This is a genomic window from Kitasatospora sp. NBC_01246, assembly GCF_036226505.1.
Lineage (GTDB): Bacteria > Actinomycetota > Actinomycetes > Streptomycetales > Streptomycetaceae > Kitasatospora.
The window spans coordinates 101,319-126,476 of sequence record NZ_CP108484.1 but is presented as its reverse complement, the minus strand read 5'-3'; the positions used below and the strand labels follow the sequence as shown (position 1 = coordinate 126,476).

General features: G+C 73.8%; 22 protein-coding genes. 10 read left to right on the top strand and 12 right to left on the bottom strand.

The genetic code is table 11. The features are described 5' to 3' along the window. Nucleotides 1-151 precede the first annotated feature (151 nt). The gene (locus tag OG618_RS00580) at nt 152-5,104 is read left to right on the top strand and encodes a hypothetical protein (RefSeq protein ID WP_329485083.1); all 4,953 of its coding nucleotides are present in this window, start codon (nt 152-154) and stop codon (nt 5,102-5,104) included. Then, nucleotides 5,101-8,145 carry a hypothetical protein gene (locus tag OG618_RS00575; RefSeq protein WP_329485082.1) on the top strand — a complete coding sequence of 1,015 codons (3,045 nt, stop codon included), beginning with the start codon at nt 5,101-5,103 and terminating at the stop codon, nt 8,143-8,145. The genes OG618_RS00580 and OG618_RS00575 overlap by 4 nt, the downstream gene beginning before the upstream one ends. 96 nt (nt 8,146-8,241) lie before the next feature. Here the strand turns inward: OG618_RS00575 and ppnP are convergent, their stop codons facing one another. Next, nucleotides 8,242-8,526, bottom strand: coding sequence for a pyrimidine/purine nucleoside phosphorylase (gene ppnP / locus OG618_RS00570; protein WP_329485081.1), 285 nt, complete (start codon nt 8,524-8,526; stop codon nt 8,242-8,244). Nucleotides 8,527-8,924: 398 nt separating this feature from the next. Continuing rightward, nucleotides 8,925-9,227 carry a hypothetical protein gene (locus tag OG618_RS00565; RefSeq protein WP_329485080.1) on the bottom strand — a complete coding sequence of 101 codons (303 nt, stop codon included), beginning with the start codon at nt 9,225-9,227 and terminating at the stop codon, nt 8,925-8,927. Between the two features lie 456 nt (nt 9,228-9,683). Here OG618_RS00565 and OG618_RS00560 point away from each other — a divergent pair, with 456 nt between their 5' ends. The 7 genes from OG618_RS00560 (at nt 9,684) to OG618_RS00530 (ending at nt 14,441) form a co-directional block, all read left to right on the top strand. Further along, nucleotides 9,684-9,824 carry a hypothetical protein gene (locus OG618_RS00560; RefSeq protein ID WP_329485079.1) on the top strand — a complete coding sequence of 47 codons (141 nt, stop codon included), beginning with the start codon at nt 9,684-9,686 and terminating at the stop codon, nt 9,822-9,824. A gap of 218 nt (nt 9,825-10,042) precedes the next feature. Beyond that, nucleotides 10,043-10,474: a hypothetical protein gene (locus tag OG618_RS00555; protein WP_329485078.1), complete on the top strand. Its 432-nt coding sequence runs from the start codon at nt 10,043-10,045 to the stop codon at nt 10,472-10,474. Between the two features lie 40 nt (nt 10,475-10,514). Further along, the gene (locus OG618_RS37945; RefSeq protein WP_442906716.1) at nt 10,515-10,907 is read left to right on the top strand and encodes a hypothetical protein; all 393 of its coding nucleotides are present in this window, start codon (nt 10,515-10,517) and stop codon (nt 10,905-10,907) included. A gap of 158 nt (nt 10,908-11,065) precedes the next feature. Next, a complete protein-coding gene (locus OG618_RS00545) occupies nt 11,066-11,782 on the top strand; it encodes a hypothetical protein (RefSeq protein WP_329485077.1) in 717 nt (238 codons plus the stop codon). Between the two features lie 593 nt (nt 11,783-12,375). Further along, complete coding sequence (locus OG618_RS00540; protein WP_329485076.1) at nt 12,376-12,588, top strand: DUF6199 family natural product biosynthesis protein; 213 nt, start codon at nt 12,376-12,378, stop codon at nt 12,586-12,588. Then, complete coding sequence (locus OG618_RS00535) at nt 12,585-12,797, top strand: hypothetical protein (protein ID WP_329485075.1); 213 nt, start codon at nt 12,585-12,587, stop codon at nt 12,795-12,797. Before OG618_RS00540 ends, OG618_RS00535 begins: the two co-directional genes overlap by 4 nt. 450 nt (nt 12,798-13,247) lie before the next feature. Further along, the gene (locus tag OG618_RS00530) at nt 13,248-14,441 is read left to right on the top strand and encodes a mechanosensitive ion channel family protein (protein ID WP_329485074.1); all 1,194 of its coding nucleotides are present in this window, start codon (nt 13,248-13,250) and stop codon (nt 14,439-14,441) included. A 258-nt stretch (nt 14,442-14,699) separates the two neighbouring features. Here the strand turns inward: OG618_RS00530 and OG618_RS00525 are convergent, their stop codons facing one another. From OG618_RS00525 to OG618_RS00480, 10 genes are all read right to left on the bottom strand, one after another. Further along, entirely contained in the window at nt 14,700-15,395 is a 696-nt protein-coding gene (locus tag OG618_RS00525; RefSeq protein WP_329485073.1) for a FadR/GntR family transcriptional regulator, read from the bottom strand. 140 nt (nt 15,396-15,535) lie between these two features. Further along, nucleotides 15,536-16,417, bottom strand: coding sequence for an amidohydrolase family protein (locus tag OG618_RS00520; RefSeq protein WP_329485072.1), 882 nt, complete (start codon nt 16,415-16,417; stop codon nt 15,536-15,538). After that, entirely contained in the window at nt 16,414-16,725 is a 312-nt protein-coding gene (locus OG618_RS00515) for an L-rhamnose mutarotase (protein ID WP_329485071.1), read from the bottom strand. The genes OG618_RS00520 and OG618_RS00515 overlap by 4 nt, the downstream gene beginning before the upstream one ends. Beyond that, a complete protein-coding gene (locus OG618_RS00510) occupies nt 16,722-17,378 on the bottom strand; it encodes a LutC/YkgG family protein (RefSeq protein ID WP_329485070.1) in 657 nt (218 codons plus the stop codon). The genes OG618_RS00515 and OG618_RS00510 overlap by 4 nt, the downstream gene beginning before the upstream one ends. Further along, nucleotides 17,375-18,826 carry a lactate utilization protein B gene (locus OG618_RS00505; protein ID WP_329485069.1) on the bottom strand — a complete coding sequence of 484 codons (1,452 nt, stop codon included), beginning with the start codon at nt 18,824-18,826 and terminating at the stop codon, nt 17,375-17,377. Before OG618_RS00505 ends, OG618_RS00510 begins: the two co-directional genes overlap by 4 nt. Beyond that, nucleotides 18,823-19,563: a (Fe-S)-binding protein gene (locus OG618_RS00500; RefSeq protein WP_329485068.1), complete on the bottom strand. Its 741-nt coding sequence runs from the start codon at nt 19,561-19,563 to the stop codon at nt 18,823-18,825. Before OG618_RS00500 ends, OG618_RS00505 begins: the two co-directional genes overlap by 4 nt. Continuing rightward, complete coding sequence (locus OG618_RS00495) at nt 19,563-20,561, bottom strand: aldo/keto reductase (RefSeq protein WP_329485066.1); 999 nt, start codon at nt 20,559-20,561, stop codon at nt 19,563-19,565. Before OG618_RS00495 ends, OG618_RS00500 begins: the two co-directional genes overlap by 1 nt. Next, nucleotides 20,558-21,319, bottom strand: a complete 762-nt coding sequence (locus tag OG618_RS00490; RefSeq protein WP_329485065.1) for an SDR family NAD(P)-dependent oxidoreductase — start codon at nt 21,317-21,319, stop codon at nt 20,558-20,560. The genes OG618_RS00495 and OG618_RS00490 overlap by 4 nt, the downstream gene beginning before the upstream one ends. Next, entirely contained in the window at nt 21,316-22,659 is a 1,344-nt protein-coding gene (locus OG618_RS00485; protein WP_329485064.1) for an L-fuconate dehydratase, read from the bottom strand. The genes OG618_RS00490 and OG618_RS00485 overlap by 4 nt, the downstream gene beginning before the upstream one ends. Before the next feature lie 11 nt (nt 22,660-22,670). Then, nucleotides 22,671-23,522, bottom strand: a complete 852-nt coding sequence (locus OG618_RS00480) for a fumarylacetoacetate hydrolase family protein (RefSeq protein WP_329485062.1) — start codon at nt 23,520-23,522, stop codon at nt 22,671-22,673. A 510-nt stretch (nt 23,523-24,032) separates the two neighbouring features. On the opposite strand from OG618_RS00480, the gene OG618_RS00475 reads away from it, so the two are divergent. Further along, complete coding sequence (locus OG618_RS00475) at nt 24,033-25,079, top strand: sugar ABC transporter substrate-binding protein (protein ID WP_329485061.1); 1,047 nt, start codon at nt 24,033-24,035, stop codon at nt 25,077-25,079. Nucleotides 25,080-25,158: the final 79 nt, after the last annotated feature.

Here is a 25,158-nt window from a genome sequence, read left to right as displayed (position 1 = left end):
CCCGCCGTGGCCGGGCGGGATCCGCCCTCCCAGGGGGTTGCATTGCCGTGAGGGCGGGTCGACGCTGGAAGGGAACCCGTCGGGCAGGCCCGATCGCACCGCGCCCCGGCCGGTCGGCGGCCGGGGCCCGATCAGCAGAGTGAGACCCACCATGACCGCGCTGGTGGACGTGTTACGCGCCGCACATCTGATCACGCAGCTCCCGCTCCCCGCGGGCGGGGAACTGTCGGCCCTCTCGGCCACCACCGCCTCCAGGGCAGCGCCCTTCGACGTCGAGCTGACGATCGGCGGCTTCCGCGGGACCGTCCACGGAGTGACCGCGAGCGGCGGCCCGGCCTCGGCCCGGCTCACCCTCCCGCTCACCGGGCTCGTGTTCGCCGGGCAGGCCGACGGAACGGCGCTGTCCCTCACGGTGGCCGGTCCTGCCGTCGCCACGGTGGACATCGACCCGAAGGGCGTCCACTGGGCGCTCACCGGGCCGGTCGACGGGACCGCGACGCTCACCCCGGCCCCGGCCGTCGTACACGCGGCGTCGGGCGGCACCACCGTGTCGCTCGGGCTGACCACGGCGGCGCTGCGCATCGCCGACGGCGCGCCCGCGTTCGAGCTGGCCGGCACCGTCACGGTCGGCGGCCTGCCGTCGGCCGGGCCGGTGCCGCTGGACTTCGCGCTGACCGTCGGCCGGCCGGGCTTCGCCGGCGGCGTGAACGCGACGACGGGCCCGGTGGACTACAGCCTCTGCTGGAGCGGAGCCGGCGGGCCGTTCCCCGACTCGATCGACGTCAGCACGCCGTTCAACCCGCCGCCGACCGTCGTCGCGGGCGTCGCGCCGGCCACCGCCGGCCGGTCGGTGGTCCGGGCCCGGTTGGTGCACGACGCCGGCGGCTACCACGGGACGGTCGCGGTGGAGTCCGGCGAGGACGGCGTGCTGTGGGACGCCGACCCCTATCTCGCGGCCGCGGCGGTGCTGGTCACCGCCACCGTCGGTGGCACGGCGCCGGTGGCGAAGGACCACGACGTCGCCGCGCTCGCTTCGCTGGCCGCCGAGGCCCGGCTTCTCGTCGGGGGCACCGGGGCCGGCACCGGGATCCTCCCCGAGGGCGCCGGGAGCCACGGCCGGACCACGGTGACCGCGGTCCGGTTCGACCCCGCCACCCCCGGCCTCGCCAGGATCGACTACCGCGCGGAACTCGACTGCCGGATCCGGTCGACGATCCTGACGGCGGGCACCGTGTCGCCCATGCGGGTCGCGGTCCGCGACGCCCTCCTGGAGTACGGCTCCGGCGCGCCCCTGCTGAGCTTCGAGGGCGCGTCGATCGACGTCTGCGACACCGGGCGCTGGGAGGTGTCCCAGCCCTCCGGCCTGCTCCAGGTGACCGGCGTGCGCTCCGGCCACGGCTCGTCCTTCTTCGAACTGGACCTCCGCCTGACCTTCGACCTCGGCCCGGTCCACTCGGCCGGCGGCGTCCTGCGGGTCTCGCTCGACGACCACCGGGTGTCGCTCCAGGGGTTCTCGCTGTCCCTGGACGTGCCGGATCTGGTCTCCGGCGAGGGCCGGATCGCCTTCGGCGACGACGGGGCCTTCTCCGCGACGCTGCGGGTCGGGATCACCCCGCTGAACCTCGCCGCCGACGCCGGGCTGACCACCGAATCGCTGGACGGCACCCGCTCGATCCTCGCGGTGCTGGGAGTGACCCTGCCGGCGCCGGTGCCGCTCGCCGACAGCGGGCTGGGCCTGTTCGGCATCGAGGCGGTCCTCGGGCTCAACCGCGTCCCGACGATCGGCGGGACGGTCGAGCCGATCGGCGGGACGGTCGAGCAGCGGCTGGACTGGCAGCCGGACGCGGCGCACACCGTCAAGCGGCTCGGAACGCACCTGTTCGGAGCCGGTGTCGCCGTCGGCACCCTGCCCGACCTCGGCCTGGCGTTCTCCGCGCTCGGCCGGGTCGTCGTACGCACCCCCGACCTCGGCCTGCTCGTCGCCCTCGACGCCACCGTCCTCTCCACGCCCCGCGACGTGACCCGGGAACCCGACACCACCACGACCGCCCGGCTGACCGGCCTGCTGTCCGTCGGCGCCGAGGAGCTCTACGCGGGCGTCGCCGGCCACTACCGCGTCCCGCCCGACGACCCCGAGCACCCCGGGGCGTGGCACCTGCTCCAGGTCGACGTCCCCGCGGAGGCCCGCTACGTCCGGGGGGCCGGTGACAGCGACTGGTTCGTCCATCTCGGGGCCGCGCCCGGTTACGGCACGCCGGTCCGGGCGACGCTGCTGCCCGAACTCTTCGCGGTCGGGGCCGAGGCCTTCCTGATGCTGCGGGGCAACGGGTTCCCGAAGCCGCTGCCGGGGCTGCCGGCCACCCCGGCCGCGGGGTTCGCGGCCGCGGCCGGGTTCTCCTTCCGTGCCAAGTACGGCGTGCCGCCGGTGTGGGCCGAGCTGTCGGCCGGCGCGGTGGCCGCGGTCGCCAGCGCGCCGGTGTTCGTGGCCGGCGCGGCTGACGTCCGCGGCTCGCTGCACCTGGGGCCGTTCAGCCTCGGCCTGAACAGCACCCTGACGCTGCGACTGGGCCCCGGTGAAGCGAAGTTCGCCGAGCTCAAAGCCTGTGGATCGATCGACCTGTGGCTGTTCGAGCTCAGCGGCTGTGTGCACCTGACGTTCGGTGACAGCGAACTGGTCGAGCCCGATCCACCGGCGGACCCGCTGGTCTCGGCGACCGTGGCCGACTTCGCCGGGGCCGCCGCCACCGACGGCACGATGACCCCGACCTCGGACGGCGCGCCCGCGATGTGGCCCGACGGCGTCCTCCTGCTCGGCTTCGCGCCCGGCCCCGCCTACACCGGCCCGCCCGGCGAACCGTTCCACCGGGCCCTCGACCAGACCTCCGCCCCACCCGGCCCCGGCACCGGAGCCGCCCCGGACGGCACGATAGGATCACCCGGCTACCCCGGCCACTGGACGCTGACCAGCCTGACCCTCCAGCGGCTGGACAACGGCGTCAGCGTGCCCCTGACCTCCCGACTGCCCGCCTGCTGGCAGCTCCCGCCCGGCGTGGCGCCGAACACGCCGACCACCGGCCGGGTGCTGGCCCTGCTGACCGACGAACCGGCGCTCTGGACGCGGCACCTGCTCAACGGCGGTGCGAAGGACCTCGCCGACCCGGTCGCGCGGTTCCGGCGCGACTGCGCCGGCGACTGGTCCGCGGCCCCCGGCTGGGCCGTGGGCGGCCGGGCCGTCCCGGACGGCGTCTCCTGGCGGCTCCCGTCACTCGCTGACGGGCCGTCCACGCCGGGGCCGACCCCCGCGACCACCGCCACCGTCCGGGCCACCGCGAGCACCGTGGTCACGGCGCTGGCACCGCTGGACCCCGTCCCGGCCGTCCCCTCGTCGGCGCCGGTGCTGGCGCCGGGCACCGCCCTGGTCCCGGGCGGGCCGCCCGACACCGGCCCGGTGCCCGTCTCCTTCCCGTCGACGTTCCCGCCGACCGAGTTCCCCGGCCTGCTGCCGCTCGCCGACCTGGTGGTCGTCCCGTTCGAGGGCGAGGGCCCGCGGCCGGCCCGGACGACCCTCGCCCTGGACTCGCCGCTGGTGCCGCGGGAGCGGACCGGCGTCGCGCCGACGCTCGTCCTCCGGTACACCGCGGAGTCCTTCCGGGGCGTCGAGGTCTTCACCGAGCGGCCGGGCAACCGGGCCCGGGTGGACTGGACGCTGACGGACACCCAGAAGACGTCCGGCGGTCTCCTGGGTGTCTTCGAGTACCGGCCCGGCGACGGCTCTCCCGCGCCCGTGGCCACCGTGACGGTCCGCCACGGGCTGGTCCCGGCCGCCCGCCCGGTCGGCCCGCTGCTGGCCGTGGTGGCGATCGGCGGCGTCACCACCGTGGCCGCCGACGCCGTCGACCACGCCCGGGCCGCCGGCAAGGCCTCGATCGCCGAACGGAAGAAGTCACGCGCCCTCGCGCTCGGCAACCTGTTCGTCGAGGACGCCACCTACCGGCTGGACGTCACCTGGGCGGGCTCGCTCGACGGCAGCCCGCAGACCTCCGGCGGTACCGAGAGCCGCTGCTTCCGGATCGCCAAGCACCAGGCGACGCGCCCGTCGGAGGCTACGCTCCACAGCGACGTCAGCACCTTCCACCCGGCCATGCTGGGCCGGTACCTCAAGGGCTACTCGGCCGGCGGGGACGCCCCGGTGTTCTACGAGGACCGGCTCGTCGCCACCTTCTCCACCGACACGGTCTCCACCGTCGCCCGCCTGTACGGCTACCTCATCGGTCTCGAAGTCGCCCGGACCGACCCGCCGCCCAGCTGGGCGCAGCCGCAGGACCCGCCGCCCAGCTGGGCGCAGAACCAGGACCCGCGCCTCAAGCAGCTGCTGACCGGTGGCCTGGCCCCGTCGGCGCGGTTCGGGCTGATGGATCCGGCCGATCGGCACGGCGTGACCGACACCGTCCTGTCGGCCTGCGCATGGCCCGTCACCGCCGCCGATCTGGCGGTGCAGGCGGTCCTGGTCCCCGACGCCTGCTACGACCTGGCCGCCGTGGCCGAACTCCGAACGGACACGGCCCAGCCCGACCGGGTGCGGACCCCCCTGCCGCACGTCTCCTTCCGGACCAGCCACTGGGCCGACGCGCCCGGAATGTTCGAGGACCTCGGCTTCGGCGGCCCGGTGGACGCCGTGCAGCACCTCGTCGTCCACACCGCCCCCACCGACCCGGGCGAGGACAGCGACGGCGCCCTGCGCGCCGCCCTCGACCGGGCCGGTGCCGACCCGGGCCCACTGGACACCTGGGCCCGCACCACCGTGCTGTGGGTGCCCGACGGCGCGGGCGGACACGCCGTCGGCGGGGTGCTGCTGGAGGCCGCCGAACCCCTGGTGCGCGCGGGTCGGCTGAAGGACCCCGTCCTCACCGGGTTCGTCACCCGCACCGACCGCGCCACCACCGCGGCGCTGTGCGTGCCGCCCGCCCCCGTCCCGGCCGGTCCGCTCACCCTCACCTGGCAGGAACGCGCACCGGAGAAGGCCGACTGGGTCAGCCACTTGGCGACCCTCGTTCTCCCCGCGCCTGCCACGGTGCCGACGCTCGCCCTGGAGGTGTGGCCATGACCACGGGACCGGCCTGGGTCAGCCCCGCGCTGCTCGCCGCGGAGTGCGTGAGCGTCCCGCAGGACGAGGCGAGCGGCGCGGGGCTGCCGCCCGGCGTGCACCTGCGGGTGTTCCCCTCCCCGCTGATCGGCTTCCCGGTCTGCCCGTTCACCGTCTGGCGGGCCGGGAGCGCGACGCTGTCCGCCGACCCCTTGCCCGCGGAGTTGCCCGACGGCTCCCGGTGCTTCACCGGCACGGGCGCGCAGGGCCTGCTGGTCGGCGCGTGGGGCGGCCCCGACCGCACCGTCACCCTCGTGGACGCCGCCGGACGCCCGGGGCCCGGGTGCACCGGGCGGCCCCCGTTCACCCGCCGCCCGTTCGTGGCCCGGGTGCCGCTGCCGGGGCTGCGCTACCAGGGGCCGTCCACCGACCTGGGCCTGGCGTCCTACCGGTCCGGGCCGCGGGTCGAGGGCGCGGTGGTCACACCCCCGGCCTGGCTGGCCGCCCCGCCGGTCGACGCGATCGGCACCGCTCTGCCGGAGGGCCTCTGGTGGTGCGGTGCCGATCGCGCGTACCACTCCGCGGACAGCGAGGCCCGGGTGCGCCGCGGGGTTCCCGACAGCGCCGCGCCGCCGTACGACCCGGCGCCGGAGGACCCGGTGGAGCGCGCCGCCGCCGCGGCCCGGCACCTGGAGGCCGACATCGGCAGACTCTGGGCGCGGGACGCCCATGCGTCACCGCCCTCGCTCGCGCCGCTCACCTCGCTGTCGCTGTCCGGCGCGGGCGCTGACCAGAAGGAGGTCACGGTCGACGCCGACCTCTCGCTCCCGCTCTGGGCGGCCGCCACCGACCCGGCCGTGGCCCGCTGGTGGGGCTTCGCCACCACCCTGGACGCGGACCCGGTGCCACTCGTCGGCCGGGAGCTGGTCGGCTGCTTCGCCGTCGCCGCGCTGTTCGCGATCGCGCCGACGGAGCGCAACGCCCTGCTGCTGCGGCTGCTGCCGGACGCGGCGGATCCGATGGAGCAGGCGTTCAGAAAGGCCCTGTACCAGGCCCACACGGCGAAGGACCTGCTCGGAAAGGCCAAGGAACTGGAGGCGGGCGGACAACGGCTGGTCAGCCTCTGGACGATCGCCGTCGCGACGCCGCCCCCCGACCCGCCCGACCCGCCCGAGGTCGACGCCGTGGCCGACCTCACCCGGTGGAACCCGGCCCAGGACGCGGCCGGCGCACCCGACGGCACCCGGACGGTCTCCCTCACCGTACGGAACGCCGTGGCCGGCCCGCTCGCGGTCAGGCGCGAGCCCGGCACGTGGCTCAACCCGGTAACCGACGACACCGGGCCCGATCGGCAACCGATCATCGCGGCGTCCGCCGGACCGGGCACCGGGGCCGCCCTCGTCACCGACACCGACTGCCCGGCGGGCAGCGCGCGCTGGCTGGTCGCCACGGCCGACCCGTGGGGCCGCTGGTCGGACTTCGGCAGCTCGGGCGACGTCCAGCAGCCCACCCGGCCCGACCCGGCCGTTCCCGCGGCCGCCCTCGACTACGCCCAGGCACTCGCCGTCCCCACCGACGACGCCCCCGCGAGCCCGGGCACCGTCACCGTCCGGGCGACCCTCAACGCACCCCTGGCCGGCGGCGCCCCGATCAGCTCGGTAGAAGCCGAACTCATTGGCATGCCAAGCCCGTTCATCCTGAGCAAGCTGGCCGACGGGCTGTGGACGGCCGACGTCGCCGCACCGCCGACCACCCCCGGTACCAGCCTGGAGCTCTCCTGCACCGTCACCGCCACCTACCAGGACGGCACCACGACCTCCACGCCCGCCGGCCTGACCGTCCACGACCCGCGCCCCTACACCAGCCCCCTGCGCGGCGAGGTGATCCTCTTCAGCGGCGACCGCCGGCCGGACGGCTTCGCCGAGCTGGACCTCTGGACCGACCGGCCGGCCGGCGCTCCGGCCGGCACCACCTGGCGGCTGTACACGGGCGAGGAACAGAGCCCGGGCACCGCCGGGGCCGCCGGACAACCCCGCTGGCAGCGCGCCAAGAGGCTCCGGGACGACACCGCCGCCGGACAGACCCCGATGGCCCGGGCCACCGAGGCGACGGTGACCGAGACCGACGGACGGCTGCGGATCCGCTGCCCGCTCCCCGGGCGGCTGGAGTCGCTGCGGGCCCTGCAGCTCGCACCGGTGAGCGCCGCCGGGCTGGAGGCGCCCCGGGACCGGCGGGGCAGCTGCGTCGTCGCCGTCCCCCTGACCGACGCGCCCCCCGCCCCGCTGCTCACCGCCGCCCTCGACCCGGACGGCCGCACCGTCCGGCTGAGGGTGTCGGTCGCCTTCCCCGGTGACCGGTCGGCCGGCGGGGGGACCGCGCCGCCGATCGCCCGACGGCTCGGTCCGGGCGGGGAGGCCGCCCCGCTCGTCCGGGTGCGCCGGTCCGCAGCCGGTGGCGCGCCCGCCGCCTGGCCGGTGCTCGCCACGGTCGACATGCGCCCGGAGCCGCCCGACAACCCGGCCGACGGCTGGCGGTGGACCGGCGAACTCGCCGACACCCTGCCGCCCGGCACCCCGGCCTGGGCGCCGCTGCGCTACACCTGCCAGGCGGCCTGGCCCGCCGAGCCCACCTACCGGCCGGGCGCCGAGCCGGTCGCCGGCGCGTTCGCCCAGACCTTCGGGGCGCCCGCCACGGTCGCCCGGCCGGGTGTGTGGAGCCCGCCCTCCGAGCCCCGCGGGGTAGCCGCGCCCCAGCCGCTCCCGGCCGTCGTACCCGTCTACACCACGCACGGCGACGGCACCGCGAGTCTCGCCGTCACGGTGCCGGCCACGCACCCGGCCGCGGCGCCCTGGACGCTGTCCGCCGCCACCACGGCGGCCGGGCCGGCTGACCCGACTGGCCCGACGCCGTCCACCCCGCCGTCCATCACCGGTGCCGGGCCCGAACTGCGCCTCGACGCCCTTCCCGGCCAACCGCCGCCGGAGCAGTGGCTGGTGGCCCTCACCACCCCGGACGGCCGCACCCTCCCCATGGTCACCGGCACCGGCGCCGCACCGGCCTGACGCCGCCGCGACGGGCGTGTCCCCCGTGCCCGGCGCGTCGCCCGTGCTGGGCGCACCGGCGGGCCGCGCCGTCCCGGGCGGGCCGCGCGGCCGGAATCAGTCGCGGTACTCGCAGAGGTAGGCGGTCTCGACGTCGGCCTTGACCTGGAACGCGCTGTCGGCCGGTACGTCGAACCGCTCGCCTGCCTCGAACGTCTCCCACTGCTCGGAGTCGGGCAGCCGGACGGTCAGGGCGCCGGAGACCACGTGCATGATCTCGCGCTTCGCGGTGCCGAACCCGTACGCGCCGGGCGCCATGACGCCGACGGTCGCCGGCCCGTCCGCCGTGGTGAAGGCGATCGACGTCACCGTGCCGTCGAAGTACTCGTTGACCTTGAACATGGGCGTCCTCTGGGGGATGAGCAGGGGGGACCGGCCCGCCCGTAGCGGGCCGGTCCGCGGGTGGGGGGAAGGGTAGCGGTGGAGAGTTCGTCGTCGGGGACCGGTCCGAATGACGGTCTGCCGGTCGGGGCCGAGCCGCTTCGGCCGGTCGGGGCCCGCGGTGGTCCCGCGGGGGTGGGACGTCACTGCCAGACGCGGTAGACCGCCTCCCGTGCCTGGCCGAGGTACTGGTGGCAGGTGCCCAGGTGCCCAGGTGCCAGCCCGCCCACGAGGCCCAGCCCCGGCCGGTGCCGCCGTTGTCGATCTTGAAGGCCTTTCGTGCCGACCAGCCCATGTCCTGCCAGCTCTCGGCGGTGACGATCCCGGCGTCGTGGCCGTGGACCTCGGGGGACCAGTGCTCATTGATCTGCCGGGCACCGAGCTCCTTGGGGCCCGGGTCGGGGTCGGTGGGGATGGTCGGTGTGGTCGGCCAGCCGGTCGCAGCCGGACTCGGCCATGGCGATCGCCACCGCGTAGATCGCGTCGTCGTTGCGGCCCTCGCCGGACTTGTCCTTCGCGAAGCCCGCCCACGGGGCCTCGCGGGCGCAGGCGTCGATGCCGCTCTGGTCACCTGCGGCGTCGGCGGTGAAGGTGGTCAAGGTGAGGCTGAGGGCCAGGAGGGCGACCGAACCGGTCAGCAGAGCGCGGGTCTCGCGCAGCACGGGGGTTCTCCCTTTCGTGCCGGTCCCGAATCGGGCCGGCACAGGGAAGGACGCTGGGCAGCGCGCGTAGACAGGCCGTCAACAAGTGATGGACGGCCGGGTCGTCCAGGGCGATGCCACCGGCCGCGAGCCCGGCGATCCACCCCTCCGGCACGCTGGCGACCGGCACGGCGACCACAGGGCCGACGGGTTGGCGACCGGCGGCCGCGCTGCTCCCTCGCGGCCGCTGGGCGAGCGGGCCGGGAGCCTCATCGATGACAAGCCGCTCAGGGTGAACGGAACGATCACCTCCGCGATCCCCCGAAAGCGCGGCAGGGACTACCAGGTCACCTACCGGGTGGGCGATCGCGACTACTCGACGGCAACCCTCGGCCTCGAGCGCGTCGCACATCCGGCCGTCGGGGTGAGCGCCCCGCTGGAGGTGGCCGCCGGCGACCCGGCGACAGCGCGCGTGGTGTGGGCGACCCCTACCCGGACGAGGACCTGCCCGCCACCTGCCTGCTCGCCCCACTGGGCGCCGCGGCCGCCCTGCTGATCCTGTTCCGGTGCGCTCTCCTCGGCGCCCGGCGCGGCAGGAAGCCGGCCACACCCGCCTGAGCTCGTTGTTCAACCCCACTGGTCAGTCGACCTGCTGATCTGCGGTTCTTCCGGGGACAGCGAAGGTGGCCGTTCTCCACGCTTCGAGATGTCGAGTCACGAAGAAGCCGGAGAACGGCCGCTGCCCATGCGGCGGACTCCGCGTACGGAAGGAGCCCCGACGGCTCGGGGTCCCAAAATCGATTGCCTCGGGCCCCGGCACGGTGTGATATGTGGGTATGAGCAGAATGGCGCAGGTCATCGTGTTGGCGCGGTCCGAGGACGAGGTGATGGAGCCGCTGACGCGGCCGGACGAGGCCCGCACCTGGCACGGCTGCTTCGTGCAGATTCCCTGGTTTGTTGGGGGTTGGCACATCGAGTTCGAGCGGTGGAACCGGCGCCGCGGGGTACTCAAGGACCTGGAGTCCCTGCCGTGGAACGAGCCCGCCTGCGTGCAGGTCATGCTCCACGACGAGGACGACGACCTGTTCGGTCTGTGGATGTTCCGCGACGGGGTCCTCGTCGAGGTGGGCATCCCCGGCACCCAGCGGGTGCACATTGCTGCCCCGCCGTGGGAAGTGGACCCCGGCTTCCTGGTCCAGACCGGCCTGGGCAGGGGCGAGGACCGGCACTCACCAGAGCACGTACAAGACCCGCGGTCGTGCTGGTGACCCGGTCCCGACCGGGGCCGGGCAGTCGCTGAAGTCGCCATTGCTGATCCTGCCCGGGGCTGGACGGGTTTCATCTGCCTCCGAACATGATCGACCGGACAGGCCCTGGCTAGAAGAACACGGCCCATGGCTCGACGGCGAAGGTGAAATCCCCATCACCCACGGCACGTTGGTCCGCCTCCCGGTCGAGCACCGGCCTGGCGAACGCGAAGCGAAGCCGCTGTGGCTGTGCTCCTCGGCCACCGGCATCGACACCGCACACGGGGACCGGATACGGCGCACCTTCCTAAGCGGATTCGACTTTGAGCCCGCGTTTCGCCTGTTCAAGGGCGCCCTCGGCTGGATCGCGCCGCACTTCCGCTTGTCGCCCTTGCTGCGGTTGGAGGCGGCGGAGACGGCGATCAGCTGGGAGTGGGTAAGGTCGGTGGCGTAGGCGCGGGGCTTGGCGGTGGTCGAGGTGTCGGCTCCGATTGGCGGGGAGCGTCATTTCGGGCGTGCGATATTCCTTCGCTGAAGCCTCGGCGGAACCGTGTATCGGCTAGGCTCCACGTCGCCGGCCACCGGGTCGGTCACGGGGGCAGGGAGGACGACGTGACCACGGAGCGGGACGAGCCGGCCGGCGACGGTGCAACCGGCACCGCGCAGACCTTCGCGGCGCTGCCGGACCGGACCGACGACGACACCTCGACGTTCCACCGATGCCTGGCCGAGGTGTCCCGGATCCCCGGGCTGAAGCCGGCGCCCGAGCCTGCCGACGGCGACGGCCGGGCCTGGGGCCACGCCGTCCGACGGGCGTTGCGCGATGCCGGGGAGCGGGGGCTGGTGCTCTCCGAGGAGTCTTTCGAGGCCCTGCTGGAGGCTGCCGTCCAGGACCCGGACCCGAGCTACAACCGGTGGTTCGTCGAGCCCGCCCTGAACGCCTACGGCTACCGGCGGGTGCGCGCCGGACTGCTCGCCCGTCTGGTCGGCGGTACCGACGCGCAGCGCGCTGGGGCGGCCCGGGCCTGGTACTGGACGGCGTTCCCCCTCGATTCCGACGGCGCCACGGCGGAGCACCCCGGCGCCCTGGAACTGGACGGGGCCACCGACCGGGCCGTCCTGGTGCGCGAATGGAACGAGGCCGCCCTGCGTGAGTTCGTCACCAACGAGGACCTCGACGTACGGCGCTGCATCCTCCCCGGCCTCCCGCTGCGGACATCGGCCTACCGACCGGAGCTGCACCACCTGGTGGAGACCGCGACGGCGGTCGCCCGGGCGCACCCGGACGACTACATCAGGCACCGGGTGGAGAACCAGGTCCGTATCTGACGGCCGGTCAGGCGAACGGGTCCTTGCCCGTGCGGCCGTCGACCGACTCGCGGACCGGATCAGCGAACCCCGGGCGCCGGCGCGCCCGCCGGCGGAGGCGGTCGACCGGGGACGCGGTTGCCCTGGTCGGCCGTCTGGTGGGGGACCGAGGGAGGAGCCAGCCGGTGGTGCCGTCCGAGGTCGGTGCGGGGCGGGGGGTGCCGCGGTAGTCCACGTACAGCTCGGCCAGTACGAGGCCCCCGTCCGCAGCGCGGCGCACCGGCGAGCACGACTGACACATCAGCCGGCCCCGACCGGTCCGCCGCCTGTGGCCCGGGCCGTCTCCGACGTCCGCGCCCGCCCCGACGTCCCGGTCGTCGAGCTGGAGAGGAGAGGCCGACCTCCCAGCAGTAGGAGTTCGCCCGCTGGTCGGGGGTCAGTGTGAGCCCGGAGCCGATGTCGCCGCCGAGGTCGCCCCACCGCGATGCCGGACAGCCGGGTGGTGGCGCACCGCGGGTTGCAGACCCTGTTTCAGGCGAGGCTCCGAGGGCAGCCGCTGGATGAGCGGGTGTCAGATGAGAGGAACGCCCGCGGTGGCCAGACGAGGAGGACGGATGTTCATCATGGTGGCGTGCGCGGTGTTCGCGATGGGGCTTCTTCAGGTACTGCGGCCACAGCTCCTGTGGGGGATGAACCGGCGGCTCCAGCGGGGGTGGGTGAAGGACCCTGATGCCGGTGAGCCCACGCGCAGGGGTTACCTGATGCAGCGTGTGGTCGGGATCGCGTTCCTCGCCATTGCCGTATGGATGCTGGTCTCCCACCTGTGACGACGAAGCGCAACACCGTGGAGCGTGCGATCAACAGCTTGCTGCGGGCCCGCCGCGACCTGGTCGGCGCGGGCGTGGAGGAACTGCTGCGGGTGAACCTCTCCATCGGTGACGCCCCTTCCCCGGCTCGGACTCTCGGACGTGCGGCTCGGGAGGTCGACGTCAAACGGGAGGAGTTGGTCCTGGTGCTTGCCGAGGACGCGAACTGACCACAGCAGCCTCCTGCTCCCCGCGCCCGGGGGGGATGGCCCCGCGGCGGCGGCTGCCCACCGGCACGCACGCCCCGGGTCTCAGCACCGCCGCGGAGCGGCGGGCGGGTCGTCCTCGGCGGGCCGAGCGCTCGAGCTGGCGCCGGCGTAGCGACCTTCCGCCGACCGTTCCCCATGGCGCGGGGGAGCCCCCGGGCCCGACCGGCGCTCGGTTCTGGTGATCGTCGGCCGTTCGTCGGGCGGGCAGGGCGCGGTCGACCGGCTGCACGGCGGGCTGCTCGTAGCGGCGGCCTGCCCATGGGGCAGGCTGGCAGTCCGTTCGGAACGCGTACATCCGCTCCGACGTGGCTACGAACAGAACGATCTGACAGGCAACAGGATGACGACACAACACATACAGCGGCCGGCGACGGCCCGTTCCCTCCCTCCCCACGCAGTGGAAGCGGCGCGGTGACCCGGGACCTGGTCCTGCACGACTGGGTGGTGGCCGGCATCGCGCTGGCCTCCGGCTGCACGGCCGGTCTCCTGCTGCGGGCCCTGATGAAATGGCTGCGCAAACACGCGACCAGGACCAAATGGAGCGGTGACGACGTCATCGTCGACGCGCTGCGCACCATCGTTCCCTGGGCGGCCGTGCTCGCCGGGGTCGCGGTGGCCGCTTCGGCGCTTCCGCTCACCGCGCGGACTGGGGGACTGGTCGATCAGTCGCTGATGGCCGTGTTCATCGTCATCGCGACGCTCAGCGCGGCCCGGGTGGTGGCCGGGCTGGTGCAGTCCGTGGCCGCCTCTCGAACGGGTGTCGCGGCATCCGCGTCCATCTTCGTCAACATCACCCGGATCGTGGTGCTGTCGATGGGCGTCCTCGTGGCCCTGGAGACCCTCGGTGTGTCCATCGCCCCCCTGGTCACCGCCCTCGGCGTGGGCGGTCTCGCGGTCGCGCTGGCGTTGCAGGACACCCTCGCCAACCTCTTCGCGGGTGTGCACATCCTCGCTTCCAAGACGGTCCAGCCGGGTGACTACATCCGGCTCACCAGCGGGGAGGAGGGGTACGTCGTCGACATCAACTGGCGCAACAGCGTGGTGCGCAACCTGTCGAACAACCTGGTGATCATCCCCAACGGCCGCCTGGCGCGGACGAACATGACGAACTACTCCCAGCCCGAGCAGAAGCTGTCGATCCTGGTCCAGGTCGGGGTCGGATACGACAGCGACCTGGAGCACGTGGAGAGAGTCACCCTCGACGTCGTCGACAGTGTGATGGCTGACATCAGCGGCGGCGTGCCCGACCACGAGGCCGCCGTCCGCTTCCACACCTTCGCGGACTCAAGGATCAACTTCACGGTGATCCTGGGTGTCGGCGAGTTCAGCGACCAGTACCGGATCAAGCACGAGTTCATCAAGCGCCTGCACCAGCGGTACCGGACGGAAGGCATCTCGATCCCCGCGCCTACGCGGACGGTCTCGCTCCGGCAGGACGGGACGGGCACCCCGTCCTACCACCCCCCGGTGCCGCACCAGCGGGACCCGTCACGTGGCGACGGCGGCCTCCTCCGGCTTGAGGGGGTGCAGGAGGACGTGGACTCGCTCGTCGCCGATCCGGTGGTGCGGCGCCCGGTGCTCGGCCGTGAGGTGCTCGACCAGTAGGTCCTCCACCCCGGAGTCTGCGGCGAGGACCGTACGGGCCGGCAGCCGCGCAAGGGCGATCCGTTCACCACTGGGGGACGACGCCAGGCACTCGCCGGCAGCCGTGACAGGCCCGTGGTGGACGGCTCTGTTCGCAGGACGGACACGCCTGTCGCACGGGCCCGCGTGGGGTGGCCGGCGGATCGGCGGACAGGGGGGATCGGCGGCCGGGCGGATCGGCGGCCGGGCGGATCGGCGGCCGGGCGGATCGGCGGCCCTTCAGCCGAGTGCGGACCCGGGGGCGCCGAGGATGTTGCGTAGCCACTGCTCGACGCCGGCCACGTGGATCGTGGCCCAGGCGTGCGCGACGTCGGGGCGACGGCCGGCGATGGCGTCGAAGATGGCGCGGTGCTGCTCGCGGGTCCGGGCGACGGCGCCCTCCTCGGTGAGGCCGCGCCAGGTCCGGGCCCGCGCGGTCGGGCCGGACAGCCCGTCGATGAGCGAGCAGAGCACGGAGTTGCCCGAGCCTGCCGCGATCCGGCGGTGGAACTCGACGTCGTTGTCGATCAGCTCCTCCAGCGCCGAGTCGTCGCGCAGGCCTTCCAGCACCTCGCCCAGGGCGGTGATGTCCTGCTCGGACATCACCCGGGCGGCCATGGCCGCGGCGGCGGGCTCCAGGATGCGGCGGACCTCCAGGAAGTCCAGCACCGTGTCGTCCTGGTGGAAGTCGAGGACGAAGCCGAGCGCGTCCAGCAGCAGGTGCGGCTCAAGGCTGGTCACGTATGTGCCGTCGCCCTGGCGCACGTCCAGCACCCTGATCAGCGAGAGCGCCTTGACCGCCTCGCGCAGGGAGTTGCGTGACAGGCCGAGCCGCTCGGCGAGGTCGGCCTCCTTGGGCAGCCGCGCGCCCGGCCGCAGCTCACCGCTGACGATCATGGCCTTGATCTTCTCGATCGCCTCGTCGGTGACGGGCACGGTGTTGCCTCCCTGGTCCTGATCGTCACAGCATAGTCACCCCGCCCCTTTCGGCCCGGGGCCCGTCGGCCGCGGCAGGGCGGCACCTGCGGCCGGTGTCACGGGCGGCCGGTGTCGCGGGCGGCGGCGCGGGCCCCGGTTCAGGTGGCGGCGACGCCCGGAACGGGTACGTCGAGGCCGTAGACCAGGACCGCGTTGCGCCGGAACACCGCGTCCCGCTCGCCCGGGCTCAGCCCGGCCACGAGCTGCTCGGCGGTCCGCACGACGTCGGAGTAGCCGGCCCGAAGGGTGCACACCGGCCAGTCGGAACCGAAGAGCAGCCGCCGCGGGCCGAAGGCGTCGAGGACGGTGTCGGCGTACGGCCCGAGGTGCTCGCTCCCCCAGCGGCCGGGCGCGGCCTCGGTGACCAGGCCGGACAGCTTGCACACGGTGTTGGGCAGGGCGGCCAGACGGCGCACGTGCCCCGCCCAGGGTTCGAGCGCCCCGGTGGCGATCGGCGGCTTGCCCAGGTGGTCGAGGACGAACGTCAGACCGGGCAGCCGGGCGGCCGCGGCGGTGGCGGCGGGCAGCTGGTGCGGCCTGACGACCAGGTCGTAGGCGAGGCCCGCCCCGGCGACCGCGCGTAGCCCGCGGTGCACGTCGGGCCGCAGCAGCCAGCCCGGGTCGGGCTCCTCCTGGACCTGGTGCCGGATGCCCACCAGCCGGTCGCCGCCGGGTCGTTCACGCAGGGCGGCGAGCGCGTCGGCGACGTCGGGGGCGGTGAGGTCGGTCCAGCCGACGACGCCGGCGACCAGGCCGCCGCCGGCGGCGAGGGCCAGCAGCTCGGAGGTCTCCCCGGGGACGCAGACGGTCTGGACGACGACGGTGGCGCTCACACCGGCGGCGCGGGCCCGCGGCGCCAGGTCCTCGACGTGGAAGGAGCGGGCGAGCGGGGCGAGGGCCGCACCGGTGATCCAGGGCTGGGGCCTCGCCGCGAGGTTCCAGAGGTGGTGGTGCGCGTCGACGGTGCCGGGGCCGGTCACAGCTCCCACACCGCCCGGAGCCCGGCCGCGGCACCGCCCTCGCCGTAGTCGTGCGCGACGTCGAGGAGTTCGCCCATCCGCGCCTGCCAGGCGACGTTGACCGGAAGGCGCTCCAGTTCGCCGAGCAGCCGGGCGTAGTCCTCGCATTCGAGCAGGTGGAACAGCTCGCAGCCGCTGCGCCAGATGGTCCAGGAGTTGACGCCGGCGGCGCGGATGGCGGCGGTGAGTTCGGCGGGCACCGCGCGGTGGGCGGCCTCGTACTCCTCGATCCGGTCCTCGCGGACGCGGGTGTGCAGGGCGATCCTCATGACGGCTCCGGGTCCGGTCGGGTGGGGTCGACGATGATGACGTGCAGGGTGCGGGGGCCGTGCACGCCCTCGACCCGGTCGAGTTCGATGTCGCTGGTGGCGGACGGGCCCGAGACGAAGGTCAGCGGGAGCGTCGGATCGAGGCGGGCGAGGGCCTCGGGGACGTCGTCGGCGATCTGGCCGGCCCGGATGACGCACAGGTGGTAGTCGGGGACCAGGGTGAGCGCACGGCGGCCCTGGCCGGGGCCGGTGTCCAGGACGACGGTCCCGGTGACGGCGATGCCGGCGGCGGCGAGGGTGACGGCGCCGTCCAGGGCGTCCAGCTCGGGAACGTCCAGCGGTTCCGGGTGCCACTGCCAGTCGCCGGGCGGCAGCAGCTCGACGGGGAAGCCGTCGGGCAGCGCCAGACGGACGGCGGCGCGGGCGGTGAGGGCGGCGGCGATGGCGGCCGGCAGGCCCGCCCGGTCGGTGCGGGTGACGGTGGCGCGGTAGTCGGCGACCCGCTCGGCGAACAGGGCGACGACGTCCTCGCCCGGTTCGGTGTGGCGGCGGCGGTAGGCCCGGGGCACCGGGACGTCGTCCGGGTCCTCGTCGGCGGGGACGTCGGCGAGGGCGGCCCGGATGCGGCCGAGGACTGTTTCACGGCTGCTCATCGTTCGCCTTCCCGGTTCTTGCGCCACCAGGTCCGGAAGGACTCGGCCGGGGGCACGGGGGTGTCGCGGGTGTCGGACCAGCCGCGCAGCGGGCCCGGCAGCCGGCCGATGCGGCCGTGGCGGGCGAGGGCCCGGCCACCGAGGGCGGCGGCCTTCTGGGCGGCGCCGAGCAGTCGTGGGGAGTCGAGGACGGCGGCGGCCGCCCTCATGGCCGGCGCCTCCGCACCGCCCGTCCCGCTCTCGACGACCTCGGCCCGCAGGTGGACGAGCACCTCCGGGATGTCGATCTTCACGGGGCAGGCGTCGTAGCAGGCTCCGCAGAGGGTGGAGGCGAACGGCAGGCTCGCGGCGTTCTCGACGCCGACGAGCTGGGGGGTGAGGACGGCACCGATCGGGCCCGGGTAGACGGAGCCGTAGGCGTGGCCGCCGGTGCGCTCGAAGACCGGGCAGACGTTGAGGCAGGCGGAGCAGCGGATGCACGCCAAGGCCTGCCGTCCGACGGGGTCGGCGAGGGTGTCGGTGCGGCCGTTGTCGAGCAGGACCAGGTGGAAGGTCCGCGGGCCGTCGCCGTCGGTGGTGCCGGTCCAGGTGGAGGTGTAGGGGTTCATCCGCTCGCCGGTGGAGGAGCGCGGCAGCAGCTGGAGGAAGACCTCCAGGTCGGACCAGGTGGGGACGACCTTTTCGAGGCCCATGACGGTGATCAGCGTCTCGGGGAGGGTCAGGCACATCCGGCCGTTGCCCTCGGACTCCACGACGACGACCGTACCGGTGTCGGCGACGGCGAAGTTGGCCCCCGAGACGGTCACCTTGGCGGTGAGGAACCTGCTCCGCAGATGGCGGCGGGCCGCCTCCGCGAGGTCCGCCGGTTCGTCGGTCAGGCCCTCGGGAGCGGGCCGCCCCCAGTGGCGCATCTCGGCGGCGAACAGGTCGCGGATCTCGGTGCGGTTCCGGTGGATCGCGGGGACGAGGATGTGCGAGGGCCGGTCGTCGCCGAGTTGGACGATCAGCTCGGCCAGGTCGGTCTCGTAGGCGGTGATGCCGGCTTCGGCCAGGTGTTCGTTCAGCCCGATCTCCTGGGTGGCCATCGACTTCACCTTCACCACCTCGCGCTCGCCGGTCGCGAGCACCAGTTCGGTGACGATGCGGTTGGCCTCGGCCGCGTCGGCGGCCCAGTGCACGATGCCGCCCGCCGCGGTGACGGATGCCTCCAACTGCACCAGGTAGCGGTCCAGGTGCCGCGAGGTGCGCCTCTTGATCGCGGCGCCGGCGTCCCGCAGCTGCTCCCAGTCGTCGAGTTCGGAGGCGACCGCGAGCCGCTTGTCGCGGATGGTGGCGGTGGCGCGCCTGAGGTTGGCGCGCAGTTGGGTGTCCTTCAGCGCCCCGCGGGCGGCGTCGGGGAAGGAGGGGGCGCCCAGCCAGACGACGCCGCGGTCACGGTGGTCGCTCACGGCGCGGCTCCTTCGGTGGCGGCGAGGATCTCGGCCAGGTGCATGGTGCGCACGGCGGCGCGCCGGCGGGACAGTCCGCCCCCGATGTGCATCAGACAGGAGTTGTCGGCGGCGCACAGCACCTCGGCCCCGCTGTCGAGCACCGCGTCGCCCTTGTCGGCGAGCATCGCGGCCGAGGTGTCGGCGTTCTTGACGGCGAAGGTGCCGCCGAAGCCGCAGCACGAGTCGGCCGCGGGGAGGTCGACCAGGTCGAGGTCCTCGACCTCGCGCAGCAGGCGCGAGGGGCGGTCCCCGAGCCGGAGGCCGCGCAGCGAGTGACAGGTGGGGTGGTAGGCGACCCGGTGCGGGAAGCGGGCCCCGACGTCCGTGACGCCCAGGACGTCGGTGAGCAGCTCGGTGAACTCGTGCACCCGGGGCACCAGGTCCTCGACCTGCCGCTGGAGGCCGGGGTTCCCGTACTCCCGGGCCAGCAGGGGATGGTGGTCGCGGACCATGCCGGCGCAGGAGGCGGAGGGGGTGACCACGGCGTCGTAGTCGGCGAAGGCCCGGGCGAAGCGGGCCACCAGCGGTATGGCCTCGGGGCGGTAGCCGGTGTTGAAGTGCAGCTGTCCGCAGCAGGTCTGGTCCCGCGGGAACTCGACGGTGTGCCCGAGGCGTTCGAGGACGGTCAGCACGGCCCGGCCGGTACCGGGGTACAGGGTGTCGTTGAAGCAGGTGATGAACAGGGCGATGCGCATCAGCTCTCCCGCGCCGGGGTGGGGACGTCCGCCGGCAGTAGACCACGCTCCTTGAGGTCCGCCCAGAGCGCCGCCGGAACCGGGTGGTCGAGCAGCGCGGCGGCGTCCCGGACCTCCTCGGCGCTGCGGGTGCCGACCAGCACGCTCGCGACGGCCGGGTGCCCGAACGGGAACCGCAGGGCGGCGGCGCGCAGCGGTACGCCGTGCTCCGCGCAGACGGCCTTGAGCGCGGTGGCGCGGGCGAGCAGCTCGGCGGGGGCCGCGGTGTAGTCGAAGGTCGCGCCGGGGCGCGGGTCGGCGAGCAGGCCCGAGTTGAAGACGCCACCGACGACGACGCCGACGCCGCGCCGGTGGGCCAGCGGCAGCAGTTCGGCCAGTCCGCGCTGGTCGAGCAGACTGTAGCGGCCGGCCAGCAGGACGACGTCGAGGTCCGTCTCGCGGGTGAACCGGGCCAGCATCCCGGCCTGGTTCATACCGACCCCGATCGCCCCGAGGACGCCTTCGGCGCGCAGGCGTTCCAGCTCGGGGTAGGCCTCGGCGAGCGCCTGCTCGGCGTGGTCGTCGGGGTCGTGCAGGTAGGCGACGTCGATCCGGTCCAGGCCGAGGCGTCGGAGGCTGTCCTCGATGGAACGGCGCACGCCGCCGGCGCTGAAGTCCCAGACGCGGCGGTGGGTGGCGGGGACGGCGAAGCCGTCGGCCAGGTCGTCGCCCCCACCGGCGGGGGCCGGCTCCAGCAGCCGGCCGACCTTCGTGGACAGCGTGTACTCGCCCCGGGGCAGGGTGCGCAGCACGGCGCCGAGCCGGCGCTCGGACAGGCCCAGACCGTAGTGCGGGGCGGTGTCGAAGTACCGTACGCCGCACTCCCAGGCGGCGGTGACGGCCTGTTCCGCGCGGTCGTCGCCGACCGCGGTGAACAGGTTGCCGATTCCGGCGGCGCCGAAGCCGAGCTCGGTGACCTGGACCGGCGTGCGGCCGAGGGGGCGGCGGCGCGGCTTCACGGGCGGGGCTCCGGTCGCAGCCGCAGGCCGGCCATGCCGCCGTCGACCGCCAGGGCCGTGCCGGTGACGCTCGCGGCCGCCGGGGAGGCGAGGTAGGCGATGGCGGCGGCCACCTCCTCGGCGGCCACCAGACGTCCGGTCGGCTGACGGCCGTTCAGCGCGAGGCGTTCGGCGGCCGGGTCGTCGGCGGCGCCCAGCAGTCGCGCGACCCACGGGGTGTCGACGGTACCGGGGTTGACACAGTTGACCCGGATGCCCTCGCGGACGTGGTCGGCGGCCATCGCGAGGGTGAGCGAGAGGACGGCGCCCTTGCTCGCCGAGTAGAGCGCGCGCCGCGGAAGGCCGGCGGTGGCGGCGATGGAGCAGGTGTTGACCACGGAGGCGTGCACCGAGCGGCGCAGGTGGGGCAGGGCGGCGCGGGTGGTGCGGACGATGCCGAGCACGTTGACGTCCAGGACGCGGTGCCACTGCTCGTCGGGGTTGTCCTCCAGCGTCCCGACCGCGCCGACGCCTGCGTTGTTGACCAGGATGTCGATCCCGCCGAGCGCCCGGGCCGCCGCCTGGACGGCCGAGCGCACCGAGCGGTCGTCGGCGACGTCGGCGGTGAAGCCGCGCAGCGGGGGGCGGGCGTCGGTCGGGTCGAGGTCCAGGACGGCGACGTCCGCTCCGCGCTCGCCGAGCAGTCGGGCGGTGGCCAGGCCGATGCCGGAGGCCCCGCCGGTGACCAGGGCGGTGAGCCCGTCGAGGTCGGTGGTCATGCCCGGCCCCCCTGCGCCGCCGGCTCCGACGGTTCCGCGGCCCAGAACGCGCCGCCCGGGTAGGTGTAGGTGTCGATGGTGGCCCGGTGCATCGTCGCGGAGAACCCGGGCGTGGTGGGGGCCCGGTAGCGACCGTTCTCGATCACCACCGGATCGAGGAAGTGCTGGTGGAGGTGGTCGACGAACTCGATGACACGGTCCTCGTCCGTGCCGGACAGCGCGACGTAGTCGAACATCGACAGGTGCTGGACGAGTTCGCACAGTCCGACGCCGCCGGCGTGCGGGCAGACCGGGACCCCGAACTTGGCGGCGAGCAGCAGGATGGCGAGGTTCTCGTTGACGCCGGCCACCCGGGCGGAGTCCAGCTGGAGGACGTCGATGGCGCCGGACTGGAGCAGCTGCTTGAAGATGATCCGGTTCTGCACGTGCTCACCGGTGGCGACCTTGATCGGGTGGACCCCCCGCCGGATGGCGGCGTGGCCGAGCACGTCGTCCGGACTGGTGGGCTCCTCGATCCAGTACGGGTCGAACTCGCCCAGGGCGTTGGTCCATTCGATCGCCTCGTCGACGTTCCAGCGCTGGTTGGCGTCGATCGCCATCCGGATGTCCGGCCCGACCGCCTCGCGGGCGGCGCGGCAGCGGCGGGTGTCGTCCGCCAGGTCGGCGCCGACCTTCAGTTTGATCTGGGTGAAGCCGTCGGCGACCGCCTGCTTGGCGAGGCGGGTGAGCTTCTCGTCGCTGTAGCCGAGCCAGCCGGGCGAGGTGGTGTAGGCGGGGTAGCCGCGGCGCAGCAGCTCGGTGGCCCGCGCCGGTGCGCCGCGCTTGCCGTTGCGCAGGAGTTCCAGCGCCTCGTCGGGAGTCAGCGCGTCCGTGAGGTAGCGGAAGTCGATCTGAGAGACCAGCCACGCCGGGTCCGCGTCGGCCAGCAGCTGCCACAGCGGCTTGCCCTCGCGCTTGGCGGCGAGGTCCCACACGGCGTTGACGACGGCGCCGACGGCCATGTGCATCACGCCCTTCTCGGGGCCGAGCCAGCGCAGTTGGCTGTCACCGATCAGGTCGCGGTACAGCGAGCCGGGGTCCGCGCACAGCCCGGTGACGGGGCGTCCGACGACGTGTTCGCGCAGCGCGTCGATCGCGGCGACCTGGACGTCGTTGCCGCGCCCGATGGTGAAGGCGAAGCCGTGGCCCTCGTGGCCGTCCGCGCCGGTGCGCAGGACGACGTAGGCGGCGGAGTAGTCGGGGTCGGGATTCATGGCGTCGGACCCGTCGAGTTCCCGCGAGGTGGGGAAGCGGATGTCGTAGGTGTCGACGGCGGTGATCCGCGCTGTGGTTGCGGACAACTCGGTGCCTTTCACGCGTGGGAGAAGGTCTGGCGCTGCGTGCCGAGGCCGTCGATGCCGAGTTCGACCGTGTCGCCGGCGCGCAGGTAGGGGGTGCCGGGCAGGCCCAGCGCGACGCCGGCCGGGGTGCCGGTGTTGATGACGTCGCCGGGCCGCAGGACCATGTACTGGCTCAGGTACCAGACCAGGTAGGGCACGTCGAAGACCATGTCCTTGGTGTCGCCGTCCTGTCGCACCTCGCCGTTGACGGCCAGGCGCAGGCCGAGCGCCCGCACGTCGCCGACCTCGTCCGGGGTGACCAGCCACGGACCCAGTGGATTGAACGTCTCGCAGGACTTCCCGAGGTCCCACTGGGCGGAGTAGTCGAGTTGGAACTCCCGCTCGGAGACGTCGTTGCTGATCGCGTAACCGGCGATGTGGTCCGCCGCGTCGGCCGGGCTCGCCAGGTAACGGGCCTCCCGGCCGATGACGACCGCGAGTTCGACCTCCCAGTCGGTCCTGGTCGAGCCCCGGGGGATCAGCACCCGGTCGTAGGGGCCGACCACGGTGGAGGCGTCCTTCAGGAAGACCACCGGACGGTCCGGGACGGCCGCCCCGGTCTCCTCCGCGTGATCGCGGTAGTTGAGGCCGATGCAGACGACCTTGCCGGGGCGGGCGACGGGGGCGCCGGTCCGCAGGCCGGCCGGGTCGAGGGGCGTCAGGTCCCCGGCGGCCAGGGCCGCCCGGGCGCGGTCGATCCCGCCCGAGGCGAGGAACGCCCCGTCGATGTCACCGGTCAGGGCCGAGAGCGCGAACACCCGCCCGTCCTCGCCCAGGACCGCCGGAACCTCTTTCCCCGCCGGCCCGATCCGCAGGAACCTCATGCTGTCTCTCCCAGGTCACTCCGGAGGCCGTGGCTCTCCATGGGCCGATACATCGGATGAATCCGTGATGCCCAGACGATACGGAGCGACCTCGCATATCGCAAGAAGTCCTCCGATGTCTTCCTGGCGACACCGGGTGAGGCCTCGTCAGAAGCTCCCAAACCTTGCAGCTCAGAGCCAATATGACGGCGCGTCGTGACACATCCGGGAAACTCGGATGTCACGGTTGTGAATCATCCGAGGTTTCCTCTTGTCAGTCAGCTGTCAGGCTCATAAGGTCCTCCGTATCGCAAGGCATCCCATAACTACGGGACGCGCGCTCCGGTGTCGTCTGCCGCCCCGATCGCCGCGACCAGGAACCGGCTCCCCTCCCGGACCAGGGCCGGAGAAGGCGGCCGGCTTCCCCTCCCGCCTCGCCCCGCCGGGACGGGCTTCGCACCCCTCCCGCCGCGCCGGTTCCCCTCACCGCCGTGGAGGACCCGGCCAATCCCAGCCAAGGAGATCTGCACCATGAAGTTCCGCTCCTCCGGAACCGCGGCCACGCTCGCCGCCGTCGTCGTCCTGGCGGGGTTCGCCACTGCCTGCAACCGCGGTAGCGCCTCGGACTCCTCCGCCGGCGGCAAGCCGGCGATCGGCATCGACCTGCCGCGCGCGGACTCCGACTTCTGGAACTCCTACGCGCAGTACGTCAAGCAGGACGCCTCCGCCCAGGGCCTGAACACCCTGCCGGTGAGCAACTCCCAGAACGACGTCACCAAGCTGGTCGCCAACGTCCAGGTGTTCCAGAACACCGGCGCCAAGGCCGTGGTGATGGCACCTCAGGACACCGGTGCGATCGCCTCCACCCTGGAACAGCTGTCCGCCCGGAAGATCCCGGTGATCAGCGTCGACACCCGCCCCGACAAGGGGAACGTCTACATGGTGGTGCGCGCCGACAACAAGGCGTACGGCATCAAGGCCTGCGAGTTCCTCGGCAAGCAGCTCGACGGCAAGGGCAAGGTCGCCGAACTCCAGGGCGCCCTGAGCTCCATCAACGGACGCGACCGCTCCGAGGCGTTCGCCGCCTGTATGAAGGAGAAGTTCCCCGGCATCGAGGTCATCGAGCTGGCCACCGACTGGAAGGGTGACGTCGCCTCCGCGAAGCTCCAGTCCACCCTGGCCGCCCACCCGGACCTGGGCGGCGTCTACATGCAGGCCGGCGGCGTGTTCCTGCAGCCGACGCTGGCCCTGCTGCAGCAGAAGGGCCTGCTCAAGCCCGTCGGCCAGCCCGGCCACATCGCGATCGTCTCCAATGACGGCATCCCGCAGGAGTTCGACGCGATCCGCAGGGGCGACATCGACGCGACGGTCTCCCAGCCGGCCGACCTCTACGCCAAGTACGCCCTGCACTACGCGCAGGCCTCGGCCGAGGGCAAGACCTTCCAGCCCGGTCCCACCGACCACCAGTCCACCATCATCCAGCTGCCCAACGGCCTAGAGGACCAGCTCCCCGCCCCCCTGGTCACCAAGGAGAACGTCGACGACCAGAGCCTCTGGGGCAACAACGTCGGCAAGTAGTCCCCGCCCCCGGTGAACGGCGGTGCCGGCCGAGCCTGCGGCCACCCGCCGCCGTTCACCGGAGCCCTCGGAAAGGACC